The following is a 17,921-nucleotide window of genomic DNA, read 5'->3' as shown; positions in this document are numbered from 1 at the left end:
CGTTGTGGATTCCGGATCAGGCCGAGTACGAGGGCGCAAGTCCGGCGCCTCAACGGCTTCGCCCGGCGCTCGCAACCGACGGCACCTCCACCTCCGGCTGGCTACAGGGCTTGGCGGGCAAGCCAGGCGAGGGTGTCGTCGGCGAGTTCGCGCCAGCCGTGGTCGAACGGCGCGCTGTGCCCGCGATCGGCGTAGGTGACGATCTCGGTGACGGAGCCGGAGCCGGCGTAGAGCCGGTGGGCCGCCCGGACGACGACGGCGGGCACGGTGTGGTCCTTGCCTGCCGCAACAAGCAGCAGCGGACCGCGGTCACCCCGGCCCGTGTCGATGGCGGTGGGCGCGTTCCTGGTGAAGTTGGCCGACGATGCCTCGAAGAGCGGACGGCCCGGACTCGGGATGGCCCAGCGGCGATACAGTTCGTCGGACTCCGACCGCGGCAGCGCGTTGCCGAACGCGTAGGCGAACTGTTTCTCGGTCAGGGCGACGGCTTTGCGTTTGTTGCCCGGCCGGGACAGGACGGGCAGGCTGGAGCGCAGCAGGCTCAGCGGCAGGACCCGGATCCCTTTGATCGGCGCAGGTGAGATCGCCACCGCCGCGGCGGCCTGGCCGCGGCTGAGCAACTTCTGCGCGATCAGCCCACCGAAGGAATGACCGACCACGATGGGCGGCGCCCCCAGAGTCGCCAGGGTCTTCGCGTAGGCGTCGGTGATCTCGTCGACGCCGAGCCGGGCTGTGGGGCCGGGATCGGCCCGGCTGGCCTCGACGGAATCGGCCTCACCGGGCCAGCCGGGTGCAAGGGTCTCATGGCCTCGCTCGCCGAACAGGTCCTGCCAGGGGTGCCAGGAAAGCGCATGGATCCAAAGTCCGTGAATGAAGACCACCGGAGTGTTCATCGAGCGACCTCGCCTTCAGAGATTGACGCATGATCCGCGCATCGCCGCGGCCTGAGCCGTGCCGGTACGGCAGCGCCCGGCGGCCATGGTCCACGGCCGCCCGCACCCGCAGACGTTCCGTTGACCGTAGACGGGTCCTGTTGACGACGAGTGGACACTCACTGACGCGCCACAGACCGCCTGAGCACAGCGGAGGCGGGTGCCGTCATGTGTCGGCGGAGTCCTCAAGGTCCGCCAGGAACCTTTCGGCGCGGTGGGCGAACAGGTGGGCCTCGCGCTCTGTGGACAAGGCCCGCGCCCTTTCGGCGGCCGCGCGGACCACGGCGACGGGCTCCCCACTGGCTTGCAGCAGCTGTGCTCGCAGCAGCAGGATCAGGCCCTCCGGGTGGCGCTGGCCACAGGTGTCCAGGTAGAGGTCAGCCCGGTCGAGAGCGGCGGCGGCTTTGGTCAACGCTCCGTCCGCCAGCCACATTTCACCGAGCAGCCCGTAAAACGTGGCCACGCTGGAACGTGGCGGGTTCAGCAGGTTCGCCACGATGATCCGCTGAGCCTCCGCCGCGGCCCCGGCCGGGTCCTCGCCGGTCATGGCCCGGGCCCAGCAGTGGGCCAGTCTCTGGTAGGTGCCGAGAAAGACGAAAGAGAAGTCAGGGTCCACGGCGAGTCCCCGCTGCGTCGCGCGGAGTGCCTGGTCGGGGTCACCGATGATCGCTGCGGTCCGCGCGGACATGGTGGCCCAGATCGTGATCATGTACGGGTCGGCGCCCGCCACCTCCTCCAACCCGTCGAGCAGGACCCGCGCCGACGCTACGTCACCGTGCAGCGCGGTCACCTCCGCGAGCATCCCTGTCATGAGCAACTGGAGGTCGTGCTGGACCGGATCCTTCTCGCGCTGGGTGAGGTTGAGGACGATGTCCCGGGAGCGGCTGAGGTATCGGAACGCCTCGCCGATGTTGCCGATGTCCCACTGGTGAATCCCCCAGGCCTGCAGACCGCACCCGAGCACGAACGGGTCGGTGGACGCCTCGGCCTGTTCCAGCAGCTGACGCGCGAGGGGCCCGCTGCGGTCGAGTTCGATGGCCTGGGCGTGGGAGGACCAGCGGGAGAACAGGAAACCGGCCGCCTCTACTTCACGGCCGAGGCGGCGCGCCAGATGCTCGGCGCGCTCGAGCAGGTCCCGCGACGAGAAGCCGTACATCGACCGCATCCCGACCACGGCGGTGAGCTGCGACAGAGCCGTCAGCTCCAGGTCCTCGAGGCCGGCCGTCCGCGCCACGTGCGCGGCCTGCCGCAGCTGACGCTCGGCGACGTCGAGGGCGGACTTGCCCGCTGCCCGCCGCCCCGCGTGCACCAGGGCGGCAGCCGTCCGGGCCGGATCGGCCAGCGGACCGGCCGCCCACAAGTGGTGCGCCAGACGTTCGGCGGTCAACTCGCGGTCGGATTCGGTCGCTTCCAGAGCGTCAGCGACCCGCAGATGCAGCCGGCTCGCCCGCGACGGCGGCGTTGTCGTGGAGACCGACTCACGGACCACGTCGTGGGCGAACCGGAACAGGAAGGGATTCTCCGGTGTCGGCTCGATCATGCCCAGGGCCTTCACGGGCTCGAGTTGCTCGAGGCAGCTCTCGACTCCCCCACCTGCCACCCGGACGAGCAGGTCGAGATCGACATCGCGGCCGATGAGGGCGGCGATCTGCAACAGATCTCTGGCATCGCCGTCCAGGTCGGCCATCCGGTCGAGGACGACGTCCCGCACGGTGGTCGGAACCCCCGCCCGGGCCGCGGCGTCGTCGGTGAGCACCCCGCCGTCGGCGAGCAGCCGGGACAGTTCCCGCACGAAGAAGGGGTTGCCCGCGGTCCGCGTGTGGATGCTGCGGGCCACGCCCGCCCCGGGATCATGGCCCATCTCGCGTCGGACCAGTTCGGCCACGTCGTCCTGGGTGAGCGGGCCGAGCCGGAACCGGCGGTGACCGGGCACCCTGCTGACCGCGGCCAGCAGACGGGACAGTTCCGAGCCGGGTGCGGGAGCACGGTCGCGCAGGGCGCCGAGAACGGCAGTGCCGGTCGGCAGCCGGGCGGCCAGGTGCCCGAACAGCTCCAGCGACGTGCCGTCCGCCCACTGCAGATCGTCGATCACGAGCACGACCGGCCGCTGGGCGGACACCTGGCCGATGACGGCGACCACCCGTTCGAAAAGCCGGAAGCGGAAACCGCTGTCCGGCAGCACCGGTGCGGCCAGCACGCCGCCGCGAGGCTCGACGAGATGTCCGAGCTCACCGGCGTGCCACTGCTCCCGGGCAGGCGGGGACAGGGCGTCGAGAATCGTGCCGATGGCCTGCACCCACGGCCACATCGAGGGCGCACCGTCGCCCTCCAGGCAGCGGCCCCACACGATCAGCGCTCCGCGCCGGGCTGCCTCGGCGGTGCCCTCTTCCAGCAGCCGGGTCTTGCCCACACCCGGTTCGCCCTCGATGATGCTGATCGCTGTGCCCCGGGTGAGCGCGGCGTCCCGGCTCTGCCGCAGCAAGGAGAGTTCCTTGGCCCGCCCGACCAAGGTGCCGACCGTGCTCGGCCGTGGGCGGCTGACGTCGCTGTGCGCATCCGTCACGGCCGGCGACGGCGTCTGTGTCAGCACCCGTTGGTGTGCGGCCTGCAGCACCGGCCCGGGGTCGATGCCCAGGTCTTCGCCGAGACGATCACGGACCGTAGCGAACACCGACAGTGCTTCTGCTTGCCGGCCAGCGGCGGCGAGGGTGGTGATGAGGCCGGCTTGGACGGGTTCGTGCAGGGGCGCCATCGAGGCGGCCAGGTGCAGCGCCGGCAGCACTCGCTCCGGGCGGACCAGGGCCGTCGCCAGTTCGGCCGCTGCCGTGCACGCCTCGTAGAACTCGGCATCGAGGCCGGCGAAGACGGATAGCGCGGTGGGGCCGCTGTTCAGACCGTCACCCGCGGAACCATGCCACAGGGCGAGTGCTTCCACGTAGTCGGCGAGCGCCGCCTCGTGGTGCTGCTGGGCCGAAGCCGTCCGGGCCGTCGCGACATGCTGACGAAAGGTGACCAGGTCGAGCATGCCGGGCCCCGCCGAGAACAGATATCCGCTGCCGCTGCGGTGGAGGAACGAGCCGCTGTCGCGGGCCGGGAGTTCTGGTTCGAGCAGGCGCCGCAGCGCGCCGACGTATTTGTGGAGGACGTTCAGGGCGCTGGCCGGCACGTCTTCGTCCCACATCAGGTCGATCAGATCCGACGTGCTGACCGGCTGTCCCTCACGGGCGAGGAGGAGAGCGAACAGAAAAGCCTGCTGACGCGGTCCCACCTGCACTTCGACACCATCGCGCCAGAGCCGCAACGGGCCGAGGATCTGCAGCCGCAGGGAAAGGCCGTCATCCGGCCGAGCCTGTTCACCGAACGGGACGGGACGCATTGACTCAGCCACGCTCATGGCCCCCGAATACATCCGGTCCAGGTTGCTTACTGAGTGGATCACATCTGCTCACGGCATGCGCAGCCAAGAGTTTACACGCGGCGATCCATTCCGGGGATTCGTTCACCCGGGGCCGGTGCAAGCAGAAGCCGCATTCTTCGTCGATTGTCTGTCCACTCTCGGTGGCGACGATTCCGTTTATGCATGAAAAGGCCTAGGAACAACAATGCAGGACCGAGGAAGGCCGCCACACCGCTGCCACCACACCGGTCCGGCAAAGAGGACGCGTCGTTTTCGCGCTGGCCCTGGGCCCGTTTGCATCGGCGCGGGTGAGTTCGGCAACAACGGCATCATCCTGCCGTTCTCGTCGTGATCGGCTCACCCGCGATCACCCTCCTGCCCGCGCCGGTCAACCGGCGTACGCTCCTGCGCGGCCTGACGGGGGCTGCTCCTGACGGACAACCTGCTCTCCCCCGGCGGCGAACATCGCGCTGCTCATCGTCTGCCGCTTCCTCACCGGATGCGTGCAGGGCGCGTACTTCGGGGCGGGCGCGGTGGTCGCCGCCTATGTGTACGGCCCGGGCAGGGGCGGCACGGCGTTGGTGGGACCAGCAACATGGAGCCGACCACGAACAGGATGCCTGCCAGGTGATCCATCTCAGGTGCGGATAACCCCACATGCGGAGCTTGAACCGCTCGGGGGGCCTCATGCTCCAGCCGGCGCCGCATGCGTCGCTGGGATCCGGCGATGATCGCGTAGACGAACAACCCCACGGCCCGGCGGAGTTGATGGGGTCTGAAGCTGCACCTGGTGTGCACTCCAGCCGGGCTGCCGGTCACCTGGCCCCTGGCCGACCCCAAGATCGACGAGCGGGCAGGTGCTGACCGATACATGCCTAAGGGCTGTCCCGTAACGGCTGATCTTGGCGACATGATCTTGTCGTGCCTGGTCTGATCACGGCGTCGGAGCCGTCCTGGATAGCCCCGTTCACTGGGCTGAGCCCGCGGCAGTTCGGCAAGCTGGTCACCGCCCTGCGGCGCGAAGGCGCGGACTCGGCCTGCAAGGGCCGGCCGTGGAGCCTGCCGCTGCACGACCGGGTCTTGCTGGTCACCGCGTACTGGCGGACGAACCTGACGCTGCGGCAGCTCGGCCCGCTGTTCGGTGTGTCCAAGTCGGCTGCCTCCCGGATCATCGGTCATCTCGGGCCGTTACTCGCTCTGCGGCAGCGCAAGCGGTTCCGCAAGGAGACCGTGCTGATCGTCGACGGCACCCTGGTCCCCACCCGAGACCACACGGTCGCCGAGCAGTCGAAGAACTATCGGTACTCCACCAACCACCAGGTCGTCATTGACGCCGATACCTGGCTCGTCGTCGCCGTCGGCCGGCCCCTGCCCGGCAACCGGAACGACTGCAAGGCATGGGAACTGTCCGGAGCCAAGGCCGCTGTCGGGAAGGCCGTTGTCATCGCCGACGGTGGATACCGGGGCACGGGCCTGGTCATCCCGCACCGCCGCGAGCGCGGCCAGGACGAACTTCCCGCATGGAAGGAAGATTACAACGCCTCCCACCGCAAAGTCCGCGCCCGTGTCGAGCACGTCTTCGCCCGCATGAAGACCTGGAAGATCCTTCGCGACTGCCGCCTGAAGGGCGACGGTGTCCACCACGCCATGCTCGGCATCGCCCGCCTGCACAATGTCGTCCTCACCGGTTAGGACCAGGCGGGAAGTGCCTGGTCAGCTGGGCTTTGTCAGCCCGCCCAAGGGAGTTCGGCGTGGCGACACCCTGCGATGGCTGATCCGCCAGCCGTCAGGGGTGCGCACGACGGTGTTGTCGTATGAGACGGAACCGCATGAGCCGTCCGCCTTGATTCCCAGACCCTTCGAACGGACCTGCACCCGGCCGTCCGCCGACGCCGTGACGACGACGTTGGTGACGTGATGTGCGACAGGGTTGTCCGCTCCCAGCGCCCATGCCGCTTCTCGGATGGCTGCTACCCCGGACAGCGGCTCCTGGCCGAAGTCGGTGAGGTCGTAGACCACATCGGCGGTGAACAACTCCTCCAACCGGCCAAGGCTTCCGTCGTCAACGAGGTGACCGTGCAACGAGACCAGTTCGGTGATGGCCAAGCGATCTTCAAGAGCGAGCGACACACGCGTCCTCTCCGGCCCGGCGTGGAAAGGCCCGGCCGAGCATCGATCCGACGTCTGCACGGCACCACACCGCTCAACGCGTCCAGGCGCGTCCGGCAAGAGCAGGGCCGTGCACTTCGTGATCGTCTCTTACCGACGGTCAGCCTGCCACCGACTTTTCCACCTGCACCCTGTCACCGTCAGCCGATGCACGGCTTACGGGACAGCCCTTAGAGAGCCGAGATGGAAGCCGGTGCGCGTTCGGCGCGGCTCAGTGCGCGCAGCACATCATTCGCCCCATGGCGTCGCAGTGCGATCCGCGACAGCAGGTCCACGACTGTCTCAACGGCCAGGGCCGGGAACTCGGGTGTGGGCAGCCCGACGCTGTACGCAAGGTCGTCGGAGTGGACGATCAGCTCGAGGGTCCGGCTGGTGATGAAGTCGTCGAGACTGATCGACCACGGCCCCCAGGTCGGGCGGCGGACGAGTCGATCCCGCGCGGCCGGCAAGGTGCCGCGCAGGTCGTCGACGGATGTGGCGACCCGCGCGGCCAGTGCGGCGGGACCATCGGCCGCCTCGTTCTCTCCGCCGGATCGGATGCTCTGATTGAACGGCGTGTCGATGTCGGAGCCGATCCAACTCACGCGCCGGTAGTACTCGTGGATCGAGATGGCGGGCTCGGAAGGTTCTGGCTCGGCCAGCACTGCGGGAATGAAGAAGACCTGCCCGGCCAGGTGGCCCGCAAGCCCACGGACGCTGAGCTTCGCCAACGCGGAGGGCTGGTGCCAGCCGCCTGCGACAGCCGGCTCTGCCAGCAGCCTCCCCACGGATTCCGCCACGCTCAGGTAGAGCTCTCTGACCTGCGTCACCTTCTCATCCCCCTGCCGTCGGCGATTGCCTCAGCGGTCAACATCGCGAACAGGTGATTCATTCCGGACACCACTCGCCTCGTCCCGCGCCGCTGAGGACCCACGAATCACCGTAGAGATCGGGAAGACCACGCGCACTTGGCGCCGATCCGGCAGGCAGCCGTTTGCCAGGGCTTGCCTGAGGTCAGCGGTGAAACATGGAGCAACGGGCTGCGACCCGTGTTGCCAACACCTTTGCTCAAGCAACGTTTCTCGGGGCCGGTCTGAGAAGTGGCTGGACCGTCTTGAGCAGTTGTGCATCATCGTGGCCGACGCGAGCCTGGTCTACTTCCGCTCCCGGGTCGAAGGCGCCGTCGGCATTGGAGCCTTCTCCATGTTGATCGCCGCATACCAGGTTGACACATACCTAACCCGGACGATCTTGTTTAACGAGCCAAAGGACTGCAGGGCTTCGTCGCTCGTAGGAGCCTTCCCGCGCGGCTGGGACACCGGTGACGGTGCCGCGCGCGCGAGTTCGCATCGCAGCTGTTCATTGTCCAAGGCGAGGACCCGGATGCTTTGGCAGGGGCGTCGACGGACCGGCGAAGACGGTGATCTCTTCGGCTGACCTTGGTGCCGCCGCCCCGCAGGAATGGGTGAGACGTGGCAGGGCATCCGCGGAAAGGGGCCCGAGTGCCGCCCGCCTATGTCTTGGGCCTTGAAGGAGTGAGAAGGTGAAGGGCTTCCGCAGCTTCATCCTGCGCGGCAACGTGGTCGACCTGGCGGTCGGCATCGTCATCGGAGCGGCGTTCACCGCCGTCGTCAACGGATTCGTCCGCGCCTTTTTGACCCCGCTCGTGGGGCTGGCCAGCGGTGCCACCGGCGACATGACCCGCAAGACCTTCACAGTGGGCGCCACCAAGTTCCCCTACGGGGCCTTCATCAACGCGGCGATCAGCTTCCTTCTCCTCGCCAGCGCCCTGTACTTCCTCGTCGTACTCCCGATCAACAAGCTGCACGAACGCCTCGCTCCCCACAACGACGTCCAAGCCCCCAAGCGGGACTGCCCCGAGTGCCTCAGCCCCGTCCCGGCCCAGGCCCGACGCTGCGCCTCCTGCACCGTCCCCCTGCCCGCGGTACCCGCCCAGGCCGGGGAGACAACCCAGCGGGCCGGGTGACCGGCCCCCTGATCGACCGGCGACAAAACCTGACATTCTCGGAACTCAACGCTTGGCCGGGCTGCCCGAGGAGGCCGGCACTGCAGTGCATCGCCACCAAATAGCGCTTGATGGAGCCTCACAGGTACGACATCTATGCCGCCCCTTTCGCCGTCCTGCTCGGTCCGAAGATGCCTCCCGCCCGTCAGCCGGCCAGCCAGTGCCGCAGGATCAGGCGCGGGGCACTGCGGGTGAGCCAAGCGCTGGCCAGCCCGATGCCCGTGCCGACGGCGACGTCACTCGGGTAGTGCGCGCCACTTTGCACCCGTTCCAGCGCCACCATGGCGGCAGGCAGGGCACAAGCCACACCGGCGGGTGGCCAGACGGGGGTCACCGCGGCGGTGAAGGCCACCGCGGCGGCGGTGTGACCGGAGGGGAAGGAAGAGGAGTCGGGACGGTCCTCGACCTCGTCGTGAGGAAACCACGTCTTCGGCGGCCGCGGGCGGTCGGCCAGCTGCTTGCACAGGCCGTTCGACACGAGCTGCGCCACCGCCAGGGCACCCAGGCCGGCGGCAGCCGCCGTACGGCCGCGCCTGCCGCCCGCCCCTGCCATCACAGCCGCAGCAGCGCACCACAGCTTCGTGCTCTCGGCGCTCTCCTCCACCGCCGAGAGCACCTTCCCGGCCGGAGGCGGAATACGGCAGGCCGCCGCCTTGGTCAGCGACCGCTCCACGTCACGCAACTGCGCCACAAGCCTCATGAAAGGGCAGGTATCCCGAGGTCACCGCCCTACACCCAAGATCACCGGGCGGTTGGTGAGCCGTCAGTCGCCGCCCAGGCGGCGCCGGTCCTCCTCGTCCCACTTCCGGGTATCCCGGGTTGGGCACAGGGCTCGGCGCCAGGCGGCAGACCGCCGGCGACAGCCCGCTGGCGTAGGGCCTCCGCATCGAACTCCACACCCAGCAGGATGGCCAGGTTGGTGATCCACGGCCACAGCAGGAAGGCGATGACGCCGGCCATCGTGCCGTAGGTCTTGTTGTAGGAGGCGAAGTTGGCGGCGTAGAAGGCGAAGGCGGCGGAGGCGGGCATGCAGATCAGCAGGGCGGTGTCCACGGCCGTGTCACAAGGGCCGAACCAGCGACGCCGCTTGTCCGGTTGGTCCGCCTGGCGCCGGTTGCCCCGGTCATGTTCTTTGATCAGAGGCTCACTCGTGGCGCGGCGTCCTCCGCGGGGTCCGTGTCCGCGGCATCGCTGAGCCCGAGGCGTAGGTGATCGATGTGGTAGACGGCCTGATCGAGGAGCTCGGCGACGTGGTTGTCGTAGAGGGCGTAGATCACCGAGCGGCCCTGGCGCCGGCCCACGACCAGGCCGAGGTTGCGCAGCAGGCGCAGCTGATGGGAGCAGGCGGACTGTTCCATGCCGACCTCGGTGGCGAGTTCGGTGGCGGCGCAGGGGCCCTCCCGCAGTCGGGAGAGGATCAGCAGCCGGGAGGGGGTGGCCAGGGCCTGGAGGGTGGTGGCCACCCGGGCGGCGCTGTCCGCGTCCAGGCGGGTGCGCGGGACGGGGGTGTTCGCGGGAGCTGCTCCATGGCCCATGACGGCCATCATACAAGCAACACTTGAAGAGGTCTTCATATGTACCTGTATGGTGGACGAGTCGATCCGCCCTGCCCTCCCGAAGGGTTCTTCGCCATGCCCTCCACCCTGACCGAGCGGCCCACACCCGCCCCGACTGCGCCGCCGGACGCCCCCTCGCGGCGGCGGACCCGGATCTTCGCGCTGCCCGAGGCCCGCTGGGCCGCAGCGGCCACGGTGCTGTTCCTGTTCGCCCTTGCGCTGCAGCTGACCGGCGCGCCCGCCTGGGCGTGGGGACCGCTGTACGCGTTCGCCTACGCGGCCGGCGGCTGGGAACCGGCGCTGGCGGGACTGCAGGCGCTGCGGGAGAAGACCCTCGACGTCGACCTGCTGATGATCGTGGCCGCGCTAGGCGCCGCCGCTGTCGGCCAGGTCATGGACGGCGCACTGCTGATCGTCATCTTCGCCACCTCCGGTGCCCTGGAGGCGCTGGCCACCGCCCGCACCGCGGACTCGGTGCGGGGCCTGCTCGACCTGGCCCCCGCCACCGCGACCCGGCTGCGCGACGACGGCGGCGAGGAGACCGTGCCCACCACCCACCTCGCCGTCGGCGACACCGTGCTGGTCCGGCCCGGCGAGCGCATCGGCGCAGACGGCCGCGTGCTGGACGGGGCGAGCGAGGTCGACCAGGCCACCATCACCGGCGAGCCGCTGCCCGTCGCCAAGGAGCCGGGCGACGAGGTGTTCGCAGGTACCCTCAACGGCACCGGCGCCCTCCGCGTCCAGGTCGAGCGGGACGCCTCCGACTCGGTGATCGCCCGGATCGTGCAGATGGTCGAGGAGGCGTCCGAGACCAAGGCGCCGACCCAGTTGTTCATCGAGAAGGTCGAGCAGCGCTACTCGATCGGCATGGTGGTGGCCACGCTGGCGGTGTTCACGGTGCCGCTCGCGTTCGGCGCGGCGCTGACCGGCTCGCTGCTGCGGGCCATGACCTTCATGATCGTCGCCTCGCCGTGCGCGGTGGTGCTGGCGACCATGCCGCCGCTGCTGTCCGCGATCGCCAACGCCGGGCGGCACGGCGTGCTGGTGAAGTCCGCGGTGGTGATGGAGCGCCTGGGCCAGGTGGACGCGGTGGCGCTGGACAAGACCGGCACGCTCACCGAAGGCACCCCGCGCCTCACCGACGTCCGGCCGCTGCCCGGTTCGCGGCTCGGGGAAGGGCAGGTGCTGCGGCTGGCCGCGGCGGCCGAACATCCCAGCGAGCACCCGCTGGCCCACGCCGTCGTGGCCGCCGCCCGGGCCCGGGGTCTCCCCCTGCCTGACACCGAGGACTTCGCCTCCACCCCGGGCGTCGGAGTCACCGCCACGGTGGACGGCCGCAAGATCGCCGTCGGGTCCCCGGCCCGGCTGCTGTCCGGCACCGAGGGCGCGCACACCGCCGTAGCCGCCGGACTGGAGGACGGCGGGCACACCGCGGTGCTGGTGGTGGCCGACGGCACGCCGGCGGGCGTCCTGGGCATCGCCGACCGGTTGCGCCCGGACGCCACCGCCACCGTCGCCTCCCTCACCGCGCTCACCGGCACCGCGCCGACGCTGGTCACCGGCGACAACCCCCGCGCCGCCGCCCGCCTGGCCGCCGAGGCCGGCATCACCGACGTCCGCGCCGGGCTGCTCCCGCAGGACAAGGTGGCCGTGGTCCGGGAACTGGAGCAGGCCGGCCGCAAGGTCCTGGTCGTGGGCGACGGCGTCAACGACGCGCCCGCCCTGGCCGCCGCCCACACCGGCATCGCCATGGGCCGGGCCGGCTCCGACCTCGCGCTGGAGACCGCCGACGCGGTGATCGTCCGCGACGAACTGGCCACCGTGCCCGCCGTGGTGGCCCTGTCCCGCCGGGCCCGCCGCCTGGTCGTGCAGAACCTGGTCATCGCCGCCGTGTTCATCTCCGGCCTGGTCGTCTGGGACCTCATCGCCACCCTCCCCCTCCCCCTCGGTGTCCTCGGCCACGAGGGCTCCACCGTCATCGTCGGACTCAACGGCCTACGGCTGCTACGCGACGCCGCCTGGACGCGGGCCCGTGAGGAGGGCCGCCGCTGACCCCCCGAGCCCCACGGCCCGTCACACCGACACGCCGGTGCGGCGGGCCGCTGCCGTCTGATGGCTGCGGCAGAACTGCTGGACCAGGTGTCGCCCACCGGCCGGCACATGACCAACCGCTCACATGGACATGGACTTCAGCCCGGCGCCTGCTGCGCCGCCGGAACCGCAGACGACACGGGTGAAAGGGCGGGCCCCGGGACCGCATGCGGCATCGCTCATCTCTGCGTCTCCTCCGCGATGGTCAAAGGGATCCCCCCGTTTGCGCCACGGGTGACCCAACTCGCCCACCTAATGGGCGAGTTGGGGCGTGGGTGATTTGACAGCACTCCGTCGCACCCCCAGCCTATGCTCATGACATCCATTTCCAATAGGAGGGGCTAGCGATGCGTGTTGCCTTCGTCGGCAAGGGCGGCAGTGGCAAGACGACCCTGTCGGCCCCCTTCTCGCGTCACGTGGCGCGGTCGGGCGCGCCGGTCGTCGCGATCGACGGCGACATCAACCAGCACCTCGCCTACGCCGTCGGCCTCGCCGAGGACGAGCTCTTCACCGCCCCGCCGCTCAGCGCGCGGACCGGCGAGATCTAGGACTACCTGCGGGGCACGAAGCCGCGGATCCCGTCTCGCGACGCCATGGTCAAGACGACCCCGCCCGGCCGCGGCTCCCGGCTGCTGCGCCTGCTCGGGGACGACGAGGTGCACACTCCGCACGTCCAGGAGGTGGACGGCGTAGCACTGATGGTCACCGGCGCCTTCGAGGAGAGCGATCTCGGCGTGGCCTGCTACCACTCCAAGCTCGGCGCGGTCGAGCTCTACCTCAACCATCTCGTCGACGGTCCTGGTGAGTACGTCGTCGTCGACATGACCGCCGGTGCCGACGCCTTCGCCTCCGGCCTGTTCACCCGCTTCGACATGACATTCCTGGTGGTCGAACCGACCCGTAAGAGCGTCTCCGTCTATCGCCAGTACCGTGACCACGCCGCCGAGTTCGGCATCCCGGTCGCCGTGGTCGGCAACAAGGTCACCGGCGAGGACGACCTCGACTTCCTCCGCGGCCAGGTCGGCGACGACCTCATCGCCCACTGCGTGCAGTCCTCGTACGTCCGCGCGCAGGAGCAAGGGCGCGGCCACGGCGAGCTGGAGGCGCACAACGCCCGCACGCTGGACCGGCTGCGCGGGGCCGTGGACGCCCGCCCCAAGGACTGGACCGCCTTCCAGCAGCATGCCGTCGACTTCCATCTGCGCAACGCCGCCGCCTGGGCCAACGGGGCCACCGGCCAGGACCTCGCCACCCAGGTCGACCCCGACTTCCGGCACGGCCCCGCGGCACTGACCGCCCTCGTGTGACCCTCACCCCGAGGCACCCCGCTCAAGGACAGCCCCACAGAACAGGACAGCCCTTCATGTCGCTCGACGTCTCCCCGCAACTGCTCGCCGAAGCCGAGAACGGCGAGGTGCGGGAGCAGGACTTCGTGGAAACGGTCCGCACGTCCCTGCCCTACGCCTACGACCTCGTCGCCCGCCTGGCCGGCGAACTGCGCTCCGGCACCGCCGAGTTCGCGGACAACCAGACCCCGCCGCCCTCCGAGAGGGAACGCGGCCAGCTGCTGCGCGCCCTGTCCAGCGACGCGATCCGCGGCAGTCTGGAACGCCACTTCGGCATCGCCCTCGCCTTCCAGGACTGCCACCGCGTCGCCGCCTTCCACCCCGAGGCGCGCGGCGGCGCCACCCACGCCCGCTTCACCTCGCTGCGCGCAGATCCTCAACCAGTCGCCGGAATTCCGCGACTGCTGAACCCACTGCCGGTCGCAATCGCCGACTGCCGGAACCGGCGTTCGGCAATCAGGCCGGCCGGCCACTTCGCCCCCTCGGCGGCCGTCGCCCAGCAGGACACCCGGTCCTCGTGGGCGCCGGTCGCCGACGCTTGTCTATGCGACATCCGCCGCACCCCCGGCCTGCGCAGCCCGAGCAGTCGCACGCGCACGGTCAAAGGATGGCAACGGTTTTCATCTGCCATTGATCTGAAAATCATTTCCACCTAGCGTCGAAGGTGTCGCCACACCGCCGGCGCGTGTCCACCGCGCCCCCGGCACCGCCCTAAGGAGTTCCCGCATGTCCACCGCCTCCGCCTCCCGTTCCGCCCGGCCGTCCGTGAGGATCGCACTGGTCACCGCGACGGCCGCCCTGACGGCCATGACGGCGACCGCCTGCTCGACCTCCTCCTCGCACACCGCCAACACCGCGGCGACCGGCAGCGTCTCGGGCAAGACGATCCAGGTGGTGGCGGCCGAGAACTTCTGGGGCAGCATCGCCTCCCAGCTCGGCGGCAGCCACGTGAAGGTGACCAGCATCATCAACAACCCTGACGCCGACCCGCACGACTACGAGCCGACCGCCGCCGACGCCCGCACCGTGGCCGGCGCCCAGTACACGATCGTCAACGGCATCGGCTACGACGCCTGGGCCGACAAGCTGCTGGCCGCCAACCCCGCCAGCGGGCGCACCCAGCTCAAGGTCGGCGACCTGGTCGGGATCAAGCCGGGCGGCAACCCGCACCGCTGGTACTCCCCGGACAACGTCCACCAGGTCATCGAGAAGATCACCGCGGACTACAAGAAGATCGACCCGGCCGACGCGGCCTACTTCGACCAGCAGAAGACGACGTTCGAGACGAAGACGCTCGGCGACTACAACAAGCTCATCGCCGACATCAAAGCGAAGTACGCGGGCACGCCGATCGGTGCCTCCGAGTCCATCGTCACGCCGCTCGCCGAGGGCCTGGGGCTGAAGATGCTCACCCCGGAGACGTTCCTGGACGCGATGAGCGAGGGCTCCGACCCCACGGCCAAGGACAAGGCCACCATCGACCAGCAGATCAAGAACAAGCAGATCAAGATATACGTCTACAACTCCCAGAACTCCACGCCGGACGTGCAGGCGCAGGTCAAGGAGGCCAAGGCCCAGGGCATCCCGGTCGCCACCGTCACCGAGACCCTCACCCCCGCCGGGGCCACCTTCCAGCAGTGGCAGACCACCCAGCTGCGGGGCATCGAGCAGGCCCTGGCCAAGGCCACCGGGAAGTGAGCTGACGCCATGAACCCGATAGCGAAGGCCCGCGAAGCCGTCACACTCACCAGCAGTCACGCCGTCCCCGGCCGCCGAGGCGGGGGTCACGACACGGCCGCAGGTGCGAGAAGCGATCCGGTGGTCGCCCTGCGCGGGACCGCGGTGCGGGTCGGCGGCCGGACGTTGTGGTCGGGTGTGGACCTTCGCATCGGGGCCGGCGAGTTCACCGCCGTGCTCGGGCCCAACGGCGTCGGCAAGTCCACCATGATCAAGGTTCTGCTGGGTGCCCTGCCCGCGGCGGCCGGCGAGGTTCGGGTTCTCGGCGCCCGGCCCGGGCAGGCCAACGACCGCATCGGCTACCTGCCGCAGCGGCGCAGCTTCGACGCCGATCTGCGCATTCGCGGTGTCGATGTGGTGCGCATGGGCCTGGACGGTGACCGGTGGGGGGTGCCGCTGCCGTTCCCGAGCGCGCGGCGACGGGCCGCCCGTGCGCGGGTGGACGAGGTGATCGAGCTGGTCGGAGCGTCGGCGTACGCACACCGGCCCATCGGGCAGTGTTCCGGCGGCGAGCAGCAGCGCCTACTGATCGCCCAGGCACTGGTCCGCAGGCCCGAACTGCTCCTGCTCGACGAGCCGTTGGACAGCCTCGACCTGCCCAACCAGAGCGCCGTCGCGGCGCTGATCGGGCACATCTGCCATCACGAGGGCGTCTCCGTGGTCATGGTCGCCCATGACGTGAACCCGATACTCCATCACCTGGACCGGGTGGTGTACCTGGCCGAGGGCGGCGCCGCCGCGGGCACGCCGGGCGAGGTCATCACCTCCGAGACACTGACCCGGCTGTACGGCACTCCGGTCGAGGTGCTGCAGACCTCGGACGGCCGGCTGGTCGTCGTGGGCCAGCCAGAGGCGCCCGCGGTGCACACTGACCGGCACGAGACCCCGGGGAGGGGTCATGATGCTCGCTGAGACGGGGGCGCCGGCCTGGTCGTGGAACCTCCTGACCGACTTCCAGGACATGTGGTCGTACCCGTTCATGGTCAACGCGTTCCGCGCGGGCGCGGTCGTAGCCGTGGTCTCCGCGGTCGTGGGCTGGTTCGTGGTGCTGCGGCGACAGACGTTCGCCGCCCACACCGTCTCCGCCGTCGCCTTCCCCGGCGCCGCCGGAGCGCTCCTGCTCGGAGTCAGCGCGGTCTACGGCTACTTCACCCTGTGCGTGGCTGCGGCGCTGGTCATCGCGGCCTTGCGGAGTGGCCGTGAGCACGAGGAGTCCGCACTGACCGGGACCGTACAGGCGTTTCTGCTCGCGTCCGGGTTCCTGTTCACAGCCCTGTACCGGGGGCTGCTGGAGGGGCCGCAGACCATCCTCTTCGGCACTTTCCTGGGCATCACCTCCGCCCAGGTGACCGTTTTGATGGTGGTCGGTGCGGTGGTGCTCGCGGTGCTGGCGCTGATCGGACGGCCGCTGCTGTTCGCGTCCGTGGACCCGCAGGTCGCCGGCGGGCGCGGGGTGCCGGTCCGCGCCCTGTCGGTGGTCTTCCTCGTCCTGCTCGGTGCGGCCACCGCCGAGGCGAGCCAGATCACCGGGACCCTCCTGGTCTTCGCCCTCATGGTGATTCCAGCCGCCACCGCGCAAGTCCTCACCGCCCGCCCGGCGTTGAGTCTGGCCCTGGCCGTCCTGCTGGCCTTCGCCGCGACCTGGCTGGGACTGACCGCCGCCTACTACTGGCCCTACCCTCTGGGCTTCTTCGTGACGACCATCGCCTTCGCCGGATACCTGCTCGCGCTGGGCCGGCGCTCGCTGCGTGAGGGACTCGCTCGCATCCGGGCCGGGGCCACGCCCGTTGCCAAGGAGGTGACCGCATGACCGTCCTGCTCGCCGCCTCCCCGTTGTCCCACCCGTTCTTCCTGCACGCCTTCCTCGCCGGTACCGCCATCGCCGCCGCCTGCGGGCTGGTCGGCTACTTCCTGGTGCTGCGGGCGCAGGTCTTCACCGGCGACGCCCTCAGCCACGTCGCCTTCACCGGTGCGATGGCCGCTCTCGCCTTCGGCGCCGACCTTCGCCTCGGGCTGTTCGCCGCCACCATCGCCATGGCGCTGCTGTTCGGCACCCTCGGCCGCAAGGCGCGGCCCGACGACGTGGTCATCGGCAGCGTCTTCTCCTGGATCCTGGGCCTGGGCGCCTTCTTCATCACCCTCTACACGACCTCCCGCAGCACCACCAACGGCACCGCCGGCGTCAGCGTGCTGTTCGGCTCCATCTTCGGCATCTCCTCCAGCAGCGCGGTCGTCGCCGCCCTGGTGGCCGCCGAGGTCGGCCTGCTGGTGCTCCTCATCGCCCGGCCACTGCTGTTCGCCACGCTCGACGAGGCCGTGGCCGCCGCCCGCGGGGTACCGGTCCGGCTGCTCGGCTACGGCTTCCTCGCCCTGGCCGGAATCAGCGCCGCAGAGGCCACCCAGGCGGTCGGTTCCCTGCTCCTGCTCGGCCTGCTCGCCGCCCCCGCGGGCGCCGCGATCCGCCTCACCGACCGCCCTTACCGGGCACTCGCCCTCTCCGCCGGGCTTGCGGTACTGGAGATGTGGGCGGGGCTGTTCACCTCCTACGCGGTGCCGAAGGTGCCGCCGAGCTTCGCGATCATGGCCGCCGCCACGGCCGTGTACACCGCCACCTTCCTGATACGACGCCCGGTTCCCGGTCCTCGCACGCGCACCGCTGTCCCCACCGGCACATGAGCGAAGGCACCC

The 17,921-nt window shown here is 70.0% G+C and carries 13 protein-coding genes and 3 pseudogenes; 9 read left to right on the top strand and 7 right to left on the bottom strand.

Translation table 11 applies throughout. The features are described from left to right. Nucleotides 1-101: 101 nt before the first annotated feature. On the bottom strand, nt 102-893 hold the full coding sequence (locus tag GRC12_RS00715) for an alpha/beta hydrolase (RefSeq protein ID WP_208776626.1): 792 nt from the start codon (nt 891-893) through the stop codon (nt 102-104). Nucleotides 894-1,098: 205 nt separating this feature from the next. Beyond that, complete coding sequence (locus GRC12_RS00710) at nt 1,099-4,206, bottom strand: ATP-binding protein (protein ID WP_308286432.1); 3,108 nt, start codon at nt 4,204-4,206, stop codon at nt 1,099-1,101. Nucleotides 4,207-5,250: 1,044 nt separating this feature from the next. Here GRC12_RS00710 and GRC12_RS00705 point away from each other — a divergent pair. Continuing rightward, nucleotides 5,251-6,021, top strand: coding sequence for a transposase (locus tag GRC12_RS00705; protein ID WP_208776624.1), 771 nt, complete (start codon nt 5,251-5,253; stop codon nt 6,019-6,021). Between the two features lie 21 nt (nt 6,022-6,042). Here GRC12_RS00705 and GRC12_RS00700 read toward each other — a convergent pair whose 3' ends face one another. Continuing rightward, on the bottom strand, nt 6,043-6,459 hold the full coding sequence (locus GRC12_RS00700) for a nuclear transport factor 2 family protein (RefSeq protein ID WP_208776623.1): 417 nt from the start codon (nt 6,457-6,459) through the stop codon (nt 6,043-6,045). 209 nt (nt 6,460-6,668) lie between these two features. Beyond that, nucleotides 6,669-7,307, bottom strand: a complete 639-nt coding sequence (locus GRC12_RS00695) for a maleylpyruvate isomerase N-terminal domain-containing protein (protein WP_208776622.1) — start codon at nt 7,305-7,307, stop codon at nt 6,669-6,671. 713 nt (nt 7,308-8,020) lie between these two features. On the opposite strand from GRC12_RS00695, the gene mscL reads away from it, so the two are divergent. Further along, nucleotides 8,021-8,464 (top strand): large conductance mechanosensitive channel protein MscL, encoded by a 444-nt coding sequence (mscL, locus tag GRC12_RS00690; protein ID WP_208776621.1) that lies wholly within the window; start codon nt 8,021-8,023, stop codon nt 8,462-8,464. Nucleotides 8,465-8,648: 184 nt separating this feature from the next. Here mscL and GRC12_RS00685 read toward each other — a convergent pair whose 3' ends face one another. The 3 genes and pseudogenes from GRC12_RS00685 to GRC12_RS00675 all read right to left on the bottom strand — a co-directional run bounded on the left by GRC12_RS00685 (nt 8,649) and on the right by GRC12_RS00675 (nt 10,038). Beyond that, nucleotides 8,649-9,203 (bottom strand): phosphatase PAP2 family protein, encoded by a 555-nt coding sequence (locus GRC12_RS00685; RefSeq protein ID WP_208776620.1) that lies wholly within the window; start codon nt 9,201-9,203, stop codon nt 8,649-8,651. Between the two features lie 63 nt (nt 9,204-9,266). Beyond that, a pseudogene (locus tag GRC12_RS00680) lies at nt 9,267-9,550 on the bottom strand (YhjD/YihY/BrkB family envelope integrity protein); the annotation flags it as partial. A gap of 89 nt (nt 9,551-9,639) precedes the next feature. Then, nucleotides 9,640-10,038: an ArsR/SmtB family transcription factor gene (locus GRC12_RS00675; protein WP_208776619.1), complete on the bottom strand. Its 399-nt coding sequence runs from the start codon at nt 10,036-10,038 to the stop codon at nt 9,640-9,642. 96 nt (nt 10,039-10,134) lie between these two features. Here GRC12_RS00675 and GRC12_RS00670 point away from each other — a divergent pair, with 96 nt between their 5' ends. From GRC12_RS00670 to GRC12_RS00640, 7 genes and pseudogenes are all read left to right on the top strand, one after another. Beyond that, a complete protein-coding gene (locus tag GRC12_RS00670) occupies nt 10,135-12,111 on the top strand; it encodes a heavy metal translocating P-type ATPase (RefSeq protein ID WP_208776618.1) in 1,977 nt (658 codons plus the stop codon). 386 nt (nt 12,112-12,497) lie between these two features. After that, a pseudogene (locus GRC12_RS00665) lies at nt 12,498-13,457 on the top strand (nucleotide-binding protein). A 56-nt stretch (nt 13,458-13,513) separates the two neighbouring features. Continuing rightward, nucleotides 13,514-13,904, top strand: a pseudogene (locus GRC12_RS00660) (SCO5389 family protein). A gap of 318 nt (nt 13,905-14,222) precedes the next feature. Beyond that, nucleotides 14,223-15,194, top strand: a complete 972-nt coding sequence (locus tag GRC12_RS00655) for a metal ABC transporter solute-binding protein, Zn/Mn family (protein ID WP_208776617.1) — start codon at nt 14,223-14,225, stop codon at nt 15,192-15,194. Nucleotides 15,195-15,203: 9 nt separating this feature from the next. Then, nucleotides 15,204-16,145, top strand: coding sequence for a metal ABC transporter ATP-binding protein (locus GRC12_RS00650; RefSeq protein WP_208776616.1), 942 nt, complete (start codon nt 15,204-15,206; stop codon nt 16,143-16,145). Continuing rightward, entirely contained in the window at nt 16,132-17,043 is a 912-nt protein-coding gene (locus tag GRC12_RS00645; RefSeq protein ID WP_208776615.1) for a metal ABC transporter permease, read from the top strand. The genes GRC12_RS00650 and GRC12_RS00645 overlap by 14 nt, the downstream gene beginning before the upstream one ends. Continuing rightward, nucleotides 17,040-17,909: a metal ABC transporter permease gene (locus GRC12_RS00640; RefSeq protein WP_208776614.1), complete on the top strand. Its 870-nt coding sequence runs from the start codon at nt 17,040-17,042 to the stop codon at nt 17,907-17,909. Before GRC12_RS00645 ends, GRC12_RS00640 begins: the two co-directional genes overlap by 4 nt. Nucleotides 17,910-17,921: the final 12 nt, after the last annotated feature.

Source organism: Streptomyces griseorubiginosus, from assembly GCF_017614965.1.
In the GTDB taxonomy this organism is placed as follows: domain Bacteria; phylum Actinomycetota; class Actinomycetes; order Streptomycetales; family Streptomycetaceae; genus Streptomyces; species Streptomyces griseorubiginosus_B.
This window is presented reverse-complemented; position numbering and strand designations above follow the sequence as displayed.

Bases quoted from the DNA above. Each gene is read 5' to 3' on its own strand.
- GRC12_RS00655 (WP_208776617.1), top strand. From the start codon at position 14,223: ATGTCCACCGCCTCCGCCTCCCGTTCCGCCCGGCCGTCCGTGAGGATC.
- GRC12_RS00645 (WP_208776615.1), top strand. From the start codon at position 16,132: ATGATGCTCGCTGAGACGGGGGCGCCGGCCTGGTCGTGGAACCTCCTG.
- GRC12_RS00640 (WP_208776614.1), top strand. From the start codon at position 17,040: ATGACCGTCCTGCTCGCCGCCTCCCCGTTGTCCCACCCGTTCTTCCTG.
- GRC12_RS00650 (WP_208776616.1), top strand. From the start codon at position 15,204: ATGAACCCGATAGCGAAGGCCCGCGAAGCCGTCACACTCACCAGCAGT.
- GRC12_RS00685 (WP_208776620.1), bottom strand. From the start codon at position 9,203: ATGAGGCTTGTGGCGCAGTTGCGTGACGTGGAGCGGTCGCTGACCAAG.
- GRC12_RS00715 (WP_208776626.1), bottom strand. From the start codon at position 893: ATGAACACTCCGGTGGTCTTCATTCACGGACTTTGGATCCATGCGCTT.
- GRC12_RS00675 (WP_208776619.1), bottom strand. From the start codon at position 10,038: ATGGGCCATGGAGCAGCTCCCGCGAACACCCCCGTCCCGCGCACCCGC.
- GRC12_RS00670 (WP_208776618.1), top strand. From the start codon at position 10,135: ATGCCCTCCACCCTGACCGAGCGGCCCACACCCGCCCCGACTGCGCCG.